Raw genomic sequence first — 15,761 nt, forward strand, 5'->3', positions numbered from 1 at the left:
TCTATTCCGAACTTGTTGTCAATCCAGGACTAGTTTTCGCCACCGGCAAGCTTCTCACGCAACTTAGCAAGCTGCTCGTCCGAAGCCAAGGAGCCAGAGTCGTCTGCAGCGCTCTGCTCAGCTGGAGCGGACTCACCCTCCGACTCGGAGGAGTAACCCGAGGCTGCAGCTTCCTTCGCCTCTGCGGCACCGGCGCGGTGACGCTCGATCTGGGCAGTGTGCATCTCGTGACGACGCTCCGACTCTGCGTACCGAGCTTCCCACTCGGCCCGCTGCTCCTCGAACCCTTCGAGCCATTCGTTGGTCTCTGGATCGAAGCCTTCGGGGAAAATGTAGTTCCCCTGCTCGTCGTAAGAGTCGGCCATTCCGTACTTCGACGGATCGAACTCTTCGGTGTAGTCCTCGTCAGCCTGCTTGAGAGAGAGCGAAATACGACGGCGCTCGAGGTCGATGTCGATGACTTTGACCATAACCTCTTCGCCGACATTGACGACCTGATCTGGAACTTCCACGTGGCGTTCTGCCAGCTCGGAAATGTGGACCAGGCCCTCGATGCCCTCTTCAACGCGGACGAATGCACCGAACGGAACCAGCTTGGTGACCTTGCCTGGGACAATCTGGCCAATGGCATGAGTCCGGGCGAAGACTCGCCACGGGTCTTCCTGGGTGGCCTTGAGCGACAGGGAGACGCGCTCACGATCCATGTCGACATCGAGCACCTCGACGGTGACCTCATCGCCAACGGCGACGACCTCGGACGGGTGGTCGATGTGCTTCCACGACAGCTCGGAGACGTGAACCAGACCGTCTACGCCACCAAGATCGACGAATGCGCCGAAGTTGACGATAGAGGAGACAACGCCCTTGCGGACCTGCCCCTTCTGGAGCTGGTGCAGGAACTCGGAGCGGACCTCAGACTGGGTCTGTTCAAGCCATGCACGACGCGAGAGCACAACATTGTTGCGGTGCTTGTCGAGCTCGATAATCTTCGCTTCTAACTCTTGGCCGATATAAGGCTGAAGATCCCGCACGCGACGCATTTCGACCAAGGATGCGGGAAGGAATCCACGAAGACCAATATCGAGAATCAAGCCGCCCTTGACGACCTCAATAACGGTGCCGGTGACGGGCTCATCCTTCTCTTTAAGTTCTTCGATGGTGCCCCAAGCGCGCTCGTATTGTGCACGCTTCTTCGACAGGATCAGACGACCTTCTTTGTCCTCTTTAGTGAGAACGAGAGCGTCGATCTCGTCGCCGACCTCAACAACTTCGTTGGGGTCGATTTCGTGCTTGATGGACAGCTCACGTGAAGGAATGACACCTTCCGTCTTGTATCCAATATCAAGAAGAACCTCATCGTGATCAATTTTGACCACAGTACCCTCGACGATGTCACCATCGTTGAAGTACTTGATGGTGGAGTCGATGGCAGCGAGGAAATCCTCAGTGGAGCCAATATCATTGACGGCTACCTGAGGGGTTGTAGAAGTGGGCATATGTTAAGTGCTCCGAAACGGATTGTAATCGAAAAACGGACAGGAACGAGCGCGTCACACATGCAAAGAGCCATTCCGTTTCGCGAAGGCTCTTCAGATGATTGACCTCTTGTCTTCTCCTACCGTCAGTGTGTTCCCGTGGCGGTATCATGGCCACCAGCTGGAATACCGCGACCAAATACAACCGAGTCAACGTCGGTAAGAAAAGGGAAATAAGAGGCGGACACACGCGCGTACTAAAATTTATCTCATTTTCCCTGCACTGGCAAACTTTCCGCTGGTGGGATACTGCTAATGGCCCGCTTCATTCCAATCGGAGCCAGCTGCCATTCCAACCTCGAGCGGGACGGCAAGTTCAATAGCCTCATCCATCTCTCTCTGAATAATGCCTCTCACCTGCTCAAGCTCTCCTTTCGCGACCTCGACGTCGAGCTCATCGTGAACCTGAAGTAGCACTCTCGACGCCAACTTCTCCTGCTTCAACGCGGCATCAACGCGGATCATCGCGACCTTGATAATGTCTGCTGCTGTGCCCTGAATCGGAGCGTTTAGGGCTGCGCGTTCGGCATTCTCTCTGGCCTGCCGATTCATGCTAGTGAGGTCTGGGAGATAGCGCCTTCTCCCCAGCATTGTCGAGGTATAGCCATCTTTTCGTGCGCGATCAACAACTTCATTCAGGTATCGCCTCACGCCCCCAAACCGTTCAAAGTACTTAACCATAATTTTTTTAGCCTCTCTTACAGAAATATCCAGCTGCTGCGAGAGGCCATATTCCGAGAGTCCATAAACAAGGCCGTAGCTTAACGCTTTTACTCGACGCCGTAGCTCAGGGGTTACCTCGTTGACCGGCACATCAAAAACCTGCGAACCGACGAAATTGTGTAGATCTTCACCACTGCGATAAGCCTCAATAAGGCCTCGATCCTGCGAGAGATGTGCCATAACACGCATTTCGATCTGCGAATAGTCTGCAGTTAATAAAGCTTCATACCCTTCACCTGGGACAAAAGCCGCACGTATTTGACGCCCTTCCTCCGTGCGGACCGGAATATTCTGAAGGTTAGGGTCAGTCGAAGACAAGCGCCCCGTGGCAGTAGCAGTTTGGTTGAAAGTCGTGTGAACACGCTCATCCGACGCAATCGCTTTAATTAACCCATCGAGAGTGCTAACCCTTTTCTGATATTCCCGATGCGCCAGAAGATGGTCGAGGAACGGGTGCGGGTGCTTCTCAGCTAGTTGTTCGATGGCTTTCGCTGCTGTCGAATAACCCGTCTTTGTTTTCTTCGTCTTAGGCAGTTCCAATTTACCGAAGAGAACCTCTTGTAATTGTTTCGGACTTCCTAGATTTAATTTAGGCATGTCGACAAGAGCACGGGCTTCCTCAACTTCTTTAGCCAATTTTTCGGCTGTCGAATCCCTCAACGCTGTCATGCGCTCTCTGTTGACCTTAATTCCAGCATGCTCCATGCCGAACAAGATAGGGACGAGTCGGATCTCAAGGTTTTCGTAAATCGAGTACAAGCCAGCATCATCGAGCTTCTTTGCCAGTTCCACGGCAAGCTCTAGAGGGGCTTCCGCATTATCGGCCAACTTAGCCCACTCAGGCCACGAAATCCCGGTAACTGATCGGTCGTCCTCACCCTCTGACAGTTCCTCCACTTCTAACGACATTTGCCGTCCGGAACGGTGTTCTTCCTCCCATGACACGACGTCGTTGTCATAGAGGTCTCGTCCAAGATGGCGTCGCACAACACTCTGAAGATCGAAGCTCGCTAAGTCAGGACGAATTAAGTACGAGGCGAGCCTCGTGTCATGTTCAATGTTCGAAGCGGTAAACCCTTCGCTACTTAACATGTGAAGAAGACCCTTGCCATCGTGTACCACGATTGGACGGTCGGGATCCTGAAGCCATTCCTTCAGTGCGTCGCGGTCATCATCCGTTATCCGACTCATGTTGACGATCGCCGTTTGTTTCCCCTGTGTGATAGCTAGGGCCTTCATGTCTGGCGAAGATGGGAGCTTGCTTCCCCACGCTGCGACCCCTGCGGGTTGGTGATCGGTACCTTTCTCCAACCACTGACGGATCTCCCCTTTTTGCAGACCTACACGTTCATAGGACATTCGCTCATGGCGGTTGTCACCCTCCGCTGATCCACCTTGTGTCGGAATGACGGAAAACACCCTCTCCCGGAGGTTGGTGCCGAACTGAAGACCATCGAAGAAGTCGTTCACGTCATTCCTCGCCGGCGGCCGAATTACGCAGTCCTCGGGACTGCAATTGATGGGGAGGTCACGGACCATCTCGGTAAGCTCGCGGGCTTGGATTACAGTGTCAATGTCCCGCCGAAGTGCATCTCCGACTTTTCCACCAATGTCGTCAATATTGTCAATTAAGTTATTAAGCGATCCGTATTTATTTATCCATTTTTGGGCTGTCTTAGGCCCTACCCCTGGAACTCCTGGCATATTGTCAGAGGTATCGCCCCGTAAGGCTGCAAGGTCCGGATATTGTGTCGGAGTTACACCGTACTTTTCTTCAACAGCTTCGGGAGTAAACCGAGCGAGATTGCTGACGCCGCGGAGCGTGTAGAGCACCGTGACATCATCGGTAACGAGTTGCAGTGAATCCCGGTCACCGGTGCAGATATAGGTATCAAAACCCTGCTTGTGTCCCTGTGTAGCAAGCGTCGCAATGACGTCATCGGCTTCGTATCGCTTGTAATCGACCGTAGTGATCCCAAACGTTTGTAATGACTGACGAATAAGCTCGATTTGCCCCTTAAACTCGGGCGGTGTTTCCGGACGTTGGGCTTTATAGTCGGCGAATTTTTCAGATCGAAAAGTGGGACCAGCCAGGTCAAAAGCTGCAGCGATATGACTAGGCTTTTCTTGTTCAAGAAGGGTCACCAGCATGGATATAAAACCATATACAGCGTTCGTGTGCTGACCTGACGAATCAGTAAATTTGTCGGCCGGTAACGCGTAAAAGGCACGGAAAGCCAGAGAGTGACCGTCGAGAAGAAGCAACTTCTTCTTCGTATCCTCAACCTCGTTGGCAGACACCATGGACTAAGACTCCTTCACTCTTATTTTCTCTGGCTGGTCGGTGGTTATTCTTCTTAAAATACGACGTGAAACGCGGCGGTTTTACATGCGACGACGTACGCGTAGATCCTTACCGCGCAGTCCCCTGTGCGATCGGCCGATCGGTTGCCGAGTACTGAGACCACGATCCGGGATATAACCGAGCCTGAATCCCCGCATGAGCCAACGCCACAATCTCATGAGTGGCGGTGACTCCGGATCCGCAGTACACAATGGGCGACTCCGCCAACGATTGACCCTCCCACTTGTCGATACCAGCATCATAAAGACGAGACACCACGTGGCCTGGGTCAAGGAAATATCCTTTATCGTCAACAAGGTCACCGTGAAAAAGGTTGACAGCCCCGGGAATATGCCCTGCGCGACTATCCATCGGTTCATTATCCCCTCGGTAGCGTTCAGGCGCGCGGGCATCAATAACGACTCCCTCCCTCGCGGACGCTGCCGCCTCATCAATGGAAACAATCCATTCGGCATTGAAAGACTCTGCGGTAAAAGCCCCCGCTTCCTCAGGCTCAGTCACATCATCACCATAATCAAGGACGTGTTCAGGCAATTGTCCGCTCCTCTGCTCGGTCTCGCCGATCTTAACCGCCTGTTCACCGTACTCGGTCCATGCATTGAGACCTCCGTCCAAGACAGCGGCTCGGTGTCCACTGGCCCGTAGGAGCCAGACTAATCTCGACGCAGATGCTCCGCCTGAATCATCGTATGCGACAACGACGGTATCGTCGGCAATTCCACTGACTTCCATAGCCGCAGCAAAACTCTCCTCCAAAGGCAGTGGGTGTCTTCCTTCTTCTTCCGAAGCTGGTCCGGCGAGCATGCTATCTAAGTCAATGAATACTGAATGTGGAATATGCCCTTTTCTATACGCGTCATATCCTGAACGCCCATCGAGGTACCACCTCACATCAGCAACAACCACGGGACTTGAGGCCAAGGGTTGTGATCGGTGTAAATCTTTCGCCTCATCCTCATCGCAAAGGTATTGCTCGAGACGACGGCGTTCTGCTCCGGAGAGGTCTTCTGAATTAGCCAAAGCGCGCTCGATCCACTCTGATTTCCGACGAGTGGCCTCTCGACGGGCCTTCCGCTGATTCTCGTGGGCCGCGGAGTCGTGCTGAAGCTTGTGCAGTTCCTGAACGGAAACGACCCAAGGCAACTCATTGTTCATGGTCCCATCGTACGAAATGGAACTGAATTGTGCGCTACTGATCCAACGCGGGGCTGAGGCTACGGCAGCTACTATTCGGGGCACCACAGCAGTGAACAGAACTCCCAGATTCTCTGATGAAGAATTCGCTTGTTAGCAGTAGCTAGAATTGCCGGATCTTCCTGTGGCTCTATTTTGGCTCTGGACGATCTCAGAAAACTATAAACTCGAAGGCGAAGATCGTGCGGCCACAGCCATCTCAACCAATTTTTCAATATAAAACCGCTGATCAAACGGCTAAAAAGACTGGTGCCCCGGGTGAGACTCGAACTCACACTGGACGGGTTTTGAATCCGTTGCCTCTGCCAATTGGGCTACCGGGGCTAAAGTCCGGCGGATGCGATTGCTACCGTCTCCGACGAACACGAGGAAGAAGTATACGGGACCCTACTTCAACAAAGAAATCGGCCGGTCAGAATGGGAATTTTAATCCTCTCAATCGACACCCACCCTGCTGTGAACTGAGTCCCAGAGTGGGTGCCGGCCTGAGAGATCAAAGGGTCATGCCCCCTCTGGTTTTACTCCTAAGCAGAGCTAGACCTGAGCGGAGATGGCATCAGCCATACGCTGCTGTCCAGCAGCTGTTGGATGTATTGGCAGGGTGTTATCGGTAAATCCGAGCAGAGAGTTGCTTGACTGAGTACCAATGCTGCCATCGCACCAACCCTTTTCCTCATTGGGAGGTGCAACATACTTCACACCTGTTTGCTGAGCAGCTTCTTGCATGACGTTATTCACCTCGTCGATGGTCTCTGCGATGTAAGCACGCTCATCGCGGGTGAGAACACCATCGTTGGGGCACCACGTGTCTGGTTTCGCAGCGTTCATGTATCCCGCTACAACTACTTCTGCATTCGGGGCGCGGTGCTTGATGTCGTTGATAATGGCAACTTCACGCTGCAACAGAGTACGACCGTCAAGGCCAGGACCATAAATCGACTGTTTCATAGTGGCCTGGGTGCTAGTTCGACAATCCACTCCTACCCCGGTAACGGCTCGTGAGAAGCATGCTGGGAAGGCAAATGCCGTACCGGCGTCGTTACCCCCAAGGGTAAGAGTCACTAACTTAGTATCGGACGTCACATGCGCACGCTGACCTGTCAGCGCTGAAAACGGCAAAGCATGATTTTGAGGTAGCCCATAATTAAAAGTAAATGCCCAGGCGCATGTTGCGTCATCCAATTGGAGCCCACGCTGCTGGGCCAATTTGTGAGCGTAATTATCAGTAGACGCCACACAACCCGGACTCTTGAGCTGCGGAGTAGTCAATGACCCTACCGACGCATACGAATCCCCCAAAGCCACGTACTTATCCCCCTGTTCAAGGGCATTAGCTGTTGGTGTCGATGCTACCGCTCCCATCACTGCTGTACACACAGCCATAGTAAGAGAGCCAATAATCCTCTTCGGAGACTTCATTTTACTTCTTTCAGGGGTTCCAAGGGACGGCTAATTTCGAAATAGTACCACTACAGAAAAGAAATCACAGAACATCTGGCACGATAGTTATTAAAAATGACAAAGATCAACAGCTTTACAACCTGCGCTACCACAACCGTCACCGTTCGCGCACCATCTCCCCTCCGATTAGGACAATCCACCCCCGCTATCTGCGTTGCCTCTAGTGCCATGTCGTCATAGCTTGCCATGGCGTCGTCGTCCGCCATGGCTCCATGTGTTTAGTCAGCCGAATGATCTGGGCGACGCGCGAAATCGATGTACCTGTGCCGTGCCCACGAATCGTCGGCAGCGAGCCGCGCAATAACCAAACCCGCAGCAATCGCAAAGACCTGTAACGATGCAGTCACCGTGTGGGTGAGCGCGTCGTTAATATTCCCGTAATTAAGGTAATAAATTCCACGGAACATTTCTGTCCCCGGAATCATAATAACAACTGCGGGGATCGTCACTGTTATACGTGGAATGTACGAACGATCGCGAATTAAATTAGCTATTAAACCAACACATAGTCCCCCAATTAATCCCGCAACCTGCGTTGGAATCCCTACGAATAGACAAATGAATTTCACGACGTTCGCAATAGCACCTACGACAGCCGCAATGGCAATCATTCGTCGTGATGAATTAAAAAGCATGGCGAAGCCTGCGACACCACAAATGCTTGCTATTCCGGCGACTATGAGCCATGACCACTCAGTCGACCCACTTTGAGCTGGCACCGATGGCTCAAGACCGGTGCATGCAGAGACAATCCACGCCGCCATCGTTGCTGAAACAATGATCTCGAACGCATAAACAAAACGCTCCAGCCCCGCGGCGATATCTAACCTAGCCAGGTCAACCAATGCGGTAAATAGCGGAAAGCCTGGAATCAAGAACAACATAGCAGCCACGTAGCCCTGACCAAGCGTCTGTTCTGACCGTCCCCAGGGAGTCACGAAGAAGAGCTGACTCAAACCGAAATAAACCAGGCACGCCACTATCCCGGAAACCGCTGTTGTCCCTAATTGATTGAAATGCTTACGAGCAAAATACATCCTTACGGTTTGACCACATAAGGCGCTAAAAGCAACTGCTACGGCTGAATCGAAACTAAACCGATTCAAAATCGCGAATGCCGAACATGCAACCGCTGCAGCACAGGCCAGCGCGACTCGGCCCCACCTGGCTCGTCGATTATTTTCTATCCTGTCGAGTCTTTCGTGAACCCACTCTGCCGTAATCTCCGAGGGAAGGTGGTGAGTTAGATCTTCAACAGCTTCAATCAGGGAAGAATCGACGCCATACTTATCGAGTGTGCTGATCTCCGTTCGAAAGTTATTTCCTCGTCGTCCGGTAAAACGGATACTCGACATCGTGATCGACGCATCAAACCGATCGAAGCCCAAAGAACGGGCCGTGCGTTTCATCGCCCTAATAACTCGATAGACGTCGGTTCCAGCAGAGAGCAAGATCTCACCCACACGTAAAACAGCATCCGCATCAATCCCCATGTGGGGGTCACGCTCGTGGGGCATAAGCTGCTGACCATCAGTATCCACTATCCATCGCCCTTTGTGTCTTGTGCCGTTTTCTTATCTTCTTCTTATTTCCGGCGAAACAAGAAATGACCAACACTGGCCAACAATGTTTTAGCAACCGTGCTCATTAAACACCGACGCACCCGTGAGTGCCGAAATCGCTTCGCCACGTTGCCGGGGAACCAAGGTCGCGATCGTGCTCTCCACCCGCTAAGGTTTTCGCTCGTGAGTACTCCTGTCGCCCTGCCTCTCGCACCTCTAACAACACTTGCCGATGGAACCATCAAGCAGGTCAACCCATTTACAGGAACCGAAGTGTGGACGGTACCTGGGCGCGGGAACCGACCAATCGCGCACCCGACCCCAGAAGAGCACCCAGTCACTGCGTACGACCGCGACCACGCGTGTGCTTTTTGTTCCGCCCGATACAGAGAAACTCCTCCGGAGAAAGCGCGAGTTGTCGTCAACGACAACAAGTGGGCAACCCTCTACCGGTTAAAAGAGAGGCAACTGGATGACACAGTCGCCGAATTCAGGCGTGTTCCCAATCTTTTCGAGATTCTCGGATATGAATACTGGCGGGCGAACCACGGATTCGCGATGGATCCAGAAACCTCAACCCACATGAACGATTACCTCAGCGCACCTGCCGGAAGGCAACATGTGCTAAACATTATCGCGACTCGCCTCCGCTCTGCCGGAACACCTGAATCGGAAATTAAGGACACACCGGAAACCGAGCTTCTCAAGCGTGCACCTGCCTACTTTGCCGGTGGACACGACGTCATCGTGGCTCGTCGACACTACACGGACGACGCCACAACGAGCCGACAACTCGCTTCCAGTGGCACGTTAACGCCTGAAGAGCACTACCAATTCATCAACTTCACCGCCGACGCAATGCGTGATCTCTATACACGCAACCGCTACGCACGATATGTAGCCGTATTCCAAAACTGGCTGAAGCCGGCCGGAGCAAGTTTTGACCACTTACACAAGCAACTCGTCGCTATCGACGAGCGAGGAGCACAGGCCGAACTCGAGATCGCGCGGCTACGCTCCAACCCCAATATGTACAACGAATGGGCCGTTGATTATGCCGGCTATCACAACTTGGTCATTGCCGAGAACACCCACGCCATCGCGTTCGCTGGGTTTGGGCACCGCTACCCGACTATCGAGATTTACTCTCGATCAGCCACCTGTGAACCGTGGAAGCTCAGCGAAGAAGAGATGCGGGACATGAGCGACCTCATTCACGCGTGCCACGCGGCGACAGGCTCAGATGTTCCGTGTAATGAGGAATGGCACCACAAACCAATTGACCTCGATATCCCTATGCCGTGGCGAGTAATGATCAAATGGCGAGCATCAAATCTCGCCGGTTTCGAGGGATCGACCAAGGTATATCTGAACACCATTTCGCCGGAAAATATCCAGCAGCGCATGTCAACAAGGCTCAGCCAATTACGCGAGGAAGGTCGACTGGCTGATTCAGTTCGTATCGCTGGGGAATTGACGTATCGTCGTAATTCACTGAAATACAATCCAGCTCTTCGATAAAGATTTACATACTCGCAACATACAATCAACGATTCATTCTTCACATGATGGCAGAGTGAGGGGCGACCATCATGCCAGGCCAGGGTTGTGCACACCACACCCAGAGATTTGTTGTGCACGTAAGGAGCCATACCAATGAATCTCTCTCCTCGTGAGACAGATAAATTATTAGTATTTCTTGCAGCTCAAGTGGCTCAACGTCGACGGGAACGGGGTGTCAAACTCAACCACCCTGAAGCGATTGCTTTAATTTCTGACGCCGTCATAGAAGCAGCACGCGATGGGAAGAGCGTAGCCGAAGCAATGCACATCGGGACGACGGTCCTCACTGCCGACGACGTACTGGACGAAGTCCCAAACATGGTCTCGCTAGTCCAGGTAGAAGCCACTTTTCCGGATGGAACAAAACTCGTCTCCGTCCACGACCCCATCCGACACTAAACGCGCCGGGAACTACTGATGATCATTCTTTTTTGTGGCACCGAAGCCCACAATGACGAACTCATTCGCGAAGCAACCACCCGCCTCCGTCGGTTCCGTCTGGTCGATGTAACTGAAAGTGGTGCAGCGGAACCGGCCTCAGTGGCCCAGGGTTCGATACCACGCGGTAAAAATCTCGAGCCGATTGTTCTCGCTCACTCAACAAATGAACTAGTGCAAGCCCTCACCGCCGCGCATCACGAGAATCCTTCAGACGAGGGGGGCCAATCATCGTCGACCTCACCCGACAACCAGCTTCCCACTGTCATCATTCCTATGACTGCGGGACGAGACCTCCATAGTATTACGGCATTAGCACAAGCGATCCAATGGTGGAAACGCAGCCGGCCCTCGGCGCGAGTGATTATTTCTGGACCGATCGGGAACTCAACGACACGCGTATCGGCTTTACGGACAAACATGCGCTCCCATCCAGCACATTCGTACGTCGTCGTTTCAGTGGCTTTAGATCCTTTTTTCGACGCTGATCTGTTCCGTGATGCCCGGCTGGCATGGCAGTACAGCAATTCTGAGACTTCTGTGGCCTTTGATGGAGCAGCTCCGAGCCTTTCTGAGGCTATTCACCGAGCGGAAATTCTCCTCGAAGACCAGATAAACGACCAGACGAACGAGTCCGACATGGAGCGAATCGTCATTCTTAGGGCAGACCTTCTGCCGCCGAATAAGGATGGTTATTGGGCCGATGGACCAAGCTATCACGAGGTCGCGTTATGGTCGCCGTCGGCACTCGCAGTGCTGATTGAGACAAATGTTGCTCGTGCTCGCGACGCTGCTGCCGACGTATTTAATTCCTCGGCAGAGAACTATGCAACTCATAACACTGGTGGCAATCAAAATTTGAACGATCCATCATCACGCCAGAGCGACCAGTTCGTCCCCGTCGTGGGGTTGGAAGCAGCACTGTGGGCTGATCACGATTCGGGCTTCGCCCACAGCCATGCCCATGATGAGGATGATGCCGAGGGTGGGCATAACCCCTCACATAGTCATCCGCACAGCCACAACCATTCACACACCCACTCTCACCCCCATACACACTCCCACACACATTCCCATGGACATGCCCACCATCATCATGTCGAGCAATCCCATGCTCACGATCACTCACACAACTACTTCCACGAACACGAAGAGGACTCATCTCACGGCCATTAGACCAATAAACCACCACTCGATCACGAGGACATCATGAGCACTGCAAACAGATATATCTACGACGACGGAACAATCACTATTAACCCTGGTAAAAGGACAATAACACTAAGCGTCACCAATACCGGGGACCGGGCCGTACAAGTGGGAAGCCATTTCCACTTCTTCGAAGCGAATCGCGAGCTACTCTTCGATCGTCATCGGGCATGGGGTATGCACCTCAATATTCCAGCGGGATTAGCTGTACGATTCGAACCTGGCGATTCGAAAGAAGTGCAATTAGTTGATTTCGGCGGGCGCAGAATCCTGCATGGTTTTAGTGCTTTGGTGGAGGGCGCTCTCGACGATCCTGCCATTCGTGAGCGAGGTTTCCAGCGCGCACAGAAGCGCGGTTTTAAAACGGAATCTATACCTGATGATCATTTGCCTGCCGACCGGGGTCCGTACTCCATTTCCAGAGCGGAATATGGTTCCATTTATGGCCCGACGATGGGCGACCGCATTCAGCTTGCCGACACCAACCTCATTATCGAATTAACTGCTGATGCTAATTCGCAATCGTATGGGGACGAATCGGTGTATGGCGGTGGCAAAGCTATTCGTGATGGGATGGCGCAAGACCCTCAAGCGCCTGATGCGGAATCCGTCGACACAGTAATTACGAGTGCACTTATCGTTGATGCGATGACGGGGATCATTAAGGCCGATATCGGAATCAAAAATGGCCATATTGTCGGAATTGGCAAGGCGGGTAACCCGCATACCCAGGATGGTGTTGACCCTCAACTGATCATTGGACCCAACACTGAAGTTATCGCAGGTGAAAACCGAATTGTAACGGCCGGCGGGATTGATTCGCATATCCATTTTATTTCTCCTCAGCAAGCCGAAGAAGGATTATCAAACGGAATTACGACCTTTTTCGGCGGTGGAACGGGGCCTGCAGAAGGAACAAAAGGGACTACCTGCACACCGGGAGAGAGTTCTATTAGCATGATGCTGCGAGCTGCCGACGATATACCGGTCAATATAGGAGTGCTTGGCAAGGGATCAGGATCACTTCCCGAGGCTTTAGAGTCACAAATTGCAGCGGGGGCTGCAGGATTAAAAATTCATGAAGACTGGGGAGCAACACCAGCAGTGATCGACAATGCTCTCAACGTTTGCGACGAGCATGATGTTCAGCTTGCAATCCATACTGACACGCTGAACGAAAGCGGTTTCTTTGAGGACACACGCGATGCCATTGGGGACCGGACCATTCACACCTTCCACTCCGAAGGCGCTGGTGGGGGCCACGCACCAGATATCCTCCGCGTGACGGGGATGCCCTCAGTGCTCCCCGCGTCAACGAACCCTACTCTCCCCTACACGGTCAATAGCGCCGAAGAGCTCCTCGACATGGTGATGGTTTGTCACCATCTGTCTCATGACATTCCAGAAGACGTATCTTTCGCGGAGTCTCGCGTCAGACCCGAAACTATCGCTGCTGAGACGGTTCTTCACGATCGAGGAGTCATCTCAATTTTCAGTTCGGATTCGCAAGCAATGGGCCGTGTTGGAGAAACCTGGACCCGTGCTTTCCAAACTGCACACCATTGCAAAGCAGAGCTCGGCCCCCTCCCCGAGGATCTGGAACCAGCTTTTGAGCGATCAGCGTCAACTGAGTCATCAGACTCCGAGGCCGACGCCACGTCCATGTCGCGTAATGACAACCACCGGGTTCTTCGCTACGTCGCTAAAGTGACGTGCAACCCCGCGATCGCCGCCGGTGTCAACGACTACATCGGGTCATTGGAAGTCGGAAAAGTCGCCGATATTGTCTTGTGGCCGGTGGCGTCGGTTGCTGCAAAGCCCCAGCTCGTTATTCGCAGTGGTCATATTTGCTGGTCCTTAATGGGCGATCCCAATGCTTCTCTTCCAACCCCGGAACCGGTGGTGTATCGACCCATGTTTGGCAATCGCGGTCACGCACTTCCCCACAGCCGGATCACGTTCATGTCTTCCGAGGCTATTAAAAACGGTGTGCCCGAGAAGCTGGGTCTCACTAGCACAGTTTTACCCGTTCACGGTTGTCGACACATCGGAAAGAAAGACATGGTGAGAAACCACGGGCTACCGAAGATAACCGTGGATCCCGATACGTACGAGGTTCGGGCAGACGGCGAACCGCTAACCATAGCGCCCGCGGACAAACTTCCCTTAGCTCAACTGCACTACTTGTTTTAATACGACACACCGGTGACGGCTTTGAACAATGTCTTCTTCCAGTAATCTCAACGCGACTATAAACAGCACTGATAGTTCTAGACAACAATCCATGTTTTCTGCGTTCCTATCAGCCCTCCAATGGACAGACACGGCGTTCCCTTCGGGAATGTACACGCTCTCGCACGGGCTAGAAGGGCTATCTCAGTGCCATTGGCTAGACAGGCCCTCTCTCACAGAGACGGTTCGCGAGCTTATAACCGACGTCGTCACCCCTACCGACGGAATTGCGACGGCCCTGGCGTGGAACTGGGCTCAGGAGTGGCGGCAGCCTACGTCGGTCATCATGACCGCCAATACCCCATCGCACTCCGCAACGGGAACAACACTTCGAATGATCGACGAAGTTCTGCTGGCAACAAAACCCAGCGACAATGCACGACGCGGAAGTATGCGCGTCGGTAAACAACTATTGTCGATGGCCGACGATGTGTTGCACCCCGCTGAAGACACACCGCTAGGAACACTGATCAGCGACGTACGCAAAGGAAATATAATAGGTAACCAGGCAATCGTCGCTGGAGCCATTCATCATCACAACGGATTGTCTCAGGAAATGGCTGTGTCCTGTGAACTATTTTCTTTCGCTGCTGGAGCCTGTTCCGCGGCGGTTCGTTTAAGCGTGGCTGACCATATCAGTGCGCAACAGGTCGTGAGTGAGCTGGGATCAGACATCGCTGAATGTGCACATAGGTGTTGTGATTCGTCCATTGACGATATAGGAACATTAAGCCCTGCTTTGGATGTTGCGTGTGCGGCACATGAATCCGCCCCCGCACGACTATTCATTAATTAATCATTACTAGTACGAAATGTGAGGATTTCGCCATGTCACATAACGGACCAGGACAAAAACAACATTCGATTTATCGCATCGGCTTTGGCGGTCCAGTCGGCTCAGGAAAGACGGCAATTATCGAGGCCCTAGTGCCCACGTTGATCGAGCATGGTCATAGCGTGGGAATCATCACGAATGATATCTACACCCAAGAAGATGCGAACCACATCCGTCGAGAATTAGATGGAATCATCGACCCGGCGCGAATCGTCGGTGTAGAAACAGGGTCCTGCCCACACACGGCTGTTCGTGACGATCCGACAATGAATTTGATGGCGGCAGCGGAGATGGTGGAGCGTTTCCCCGATATCGATACCTTGTTGTTCGAATCCGGCGGGGATAATTTAACGCTTACTTTTTCACCGGCGCTCGTGGAAACATATGTGTTTATTCTTGACACTGCGGAAGGTGACAAAATGCCTCGGAAACGGGGCCCGGGCGTCACGGAATCGGATCTCCTCATTATCAACAAGACAGATATTGCACCCTATGTCCGTTGTGATCTGGACAAGATGGTCGCTGACGCGAAAGAGGTGCGCGGTGGTCTCCCCGTGTTACCGACGAACGCGTTAACGTGTGACGGGCTCACCGAGCTTGCTGAGTTTGTGGAGACACAGCGAAAAGCTCACCAGGGGTAGGGC

At 52.9% G+C, this 15,761-nt stretch carries 11 protein-coding genes and 1 tRNA gene; 6 read left to right on the plus strand and 6 right to left on the minus strand.

Going from position 1 to position 15,761, the window contains the following annotated elements:
• Positions 1-29: 29 nt before the first annotated feature.
• The 6 genes from rpsA to I6J23_RS09600 all read right to left on the minus strand — a co-directional run bounded on the left by rpsA (position 30) and on the right by I6J23_RS09600 (position 8,819).
• Complete coding sequence (gene rpsA / locus I6J23_RS09575; protein WP_204581862.1) at positions 30-1,496, minus strand: 30S ribosomal protein S1; 1,467 nt, start codon at positions 1,494-1,496, stop codon at positions 30-32.
• Between the two features lie 291 nt (positions 1,497-1,787).
• Positions 1,788-4,562, minus strand: coding sequence for a DNA polymerase I (gene polA, locus I6J23_RS09580; RefSeq protein WP_204581863.1), 2,775 nt, complete (start codon positions 4,560-4,562; stop codon positions 1,788-1,790).
• Between the two features lie 109 nt (positions 4,563-4,671).
• Positions 4,672-5,778, minus strand: coding sequence for a sulfurtransferase (locus I6J23_RS09585; protein WP_204581864.1), 1,107 nt, complete (start codon positions 5,776-5,778; stop codon positions 4,672-4,674).
• A gap of 286 nt (positions 5,779-6,064) precedes the next feature.
• Positions 6,065-6,141: transfer RNA gene (locus I6J23_RS09590), tRNA-Leu, on the minus strand.
• Positions 6,142-6,351: 210 nt separating this feature from the next.
• Positions 6,352-7,236, minus strand: coding sequence for an SGNH/GDSL hydrolase family protein (locus tag I6J23_RS09595; RefSeq protein ID WP_204581865.1), 885 nt, complete (start codon positions 7,234-7,236; stop codon positions 6,352-6,354).
• Positions 7,237-7,496: 260 nt separating this feature from the next.
• Positions 7,497-8,819, minus strand: a complete 1,323-nt coding sequence (locus tag I6J23_RS09600) for a threonine/serine ThrE exporter family protein (RefSeq protein WP_204581866.1) — start codon at positions 8,817-8,819, stop codon at positions 7,497-7,499.
• A gap of 204 nt (positions 8,820-9,023) precedes the next feature.
• On the opposite strand from I6J23_RS09600, the gene I6J23_RS09605 reads away from it, so the two are divergent.
• From I6J23_RS09605 to ureG, 6 genes are all read left to right on the plus strand, one after another.
• On the plus strand, positions 9,024-10,361 hold the full coding sequence (locus tag I6J23_RS09605) for a DUF4921 family protein (protein ID WP_204581867.1): 1,338 nt from the start codon (positions 9,024-9,026) through the stop codon (positions 10,359-10,361).
• 135 nt (positions 10,362-10,496) lie between these two features.
• On the plus strand, positions 10,497-10,802 hold the full coding sequence (locus I6J23_RS09610) for an urease subunit gamma (RefSeq protein ID WP_204581868.1): 306 nt from the start codon (positions 10,497-10,499) through the stop codon (positions 10,800-10,802).
• Positions 10,803-10,820: 18 nt separating this feature from the next.
• On the plus strand, positions 10,821-12,017 hold the full coding sequence (locus tag I6J23_RS09615) for a hypothetical protein (RefSeq protein WP_204581869.1): 1,197 nt from the start codon (positions 10,821-10,823) through the stop codon (positions 12,015-12,017).
• A 33-nt stretch (positions 12,018-12,050) separates the two neighbouring features.
• On the plus strand, positions 12,051-14,243 hold the full coding sequence (ureC, locus tag I6J23_RS09620; RefSeq protein WP_204581870.1) for an urease subunit alpha: 2,193 nt from the start codon (positions 12,051-12,053) through the stop codon (positions 14,241-14,243).
• A gap of 91 nt (positions 14,244-14,334) precedes the next feature.
• Positions 14,335-15,078 carry an urease accessory protein UreF gene (locus I6J23_RS09625; protein WP_204581871.1) on the plus strand — a complete coding sequence of 248 codons (744 nt, stop codon included), beginning with the start codon at positions 14,335-14,337 and terminating at the stop codon, positions 15,076-15,078.
• Positions 15,079-15,110: 32 nt separating this feature from the next.
• The gene (gene ureG, locus I6J23_RS09630) at positions 15,111-15,758 is read left to right on the plus strand and encodes an urease accessory protein UreG (protein WP_204581872.1); all 648 of its coding nucleotides are present in this window, start codon (positions 15,111-15,113) and stop codon (positions 15,756-15,758) included.
• The last annotated feature ends 3 nt before the right edge of the window (positions 15,759-15,761 follow it).

This window comes from Corynebacterium kroppenstedtii, from assembly GCF_016894245.1.
In the GTDB taxonomy this organism is placed as follows: domain Bacteria; phylum Actinomycetota; class Actinomycetes; order Mycobacteriales; family Mycobacteriaceae; genus Corynebacterium.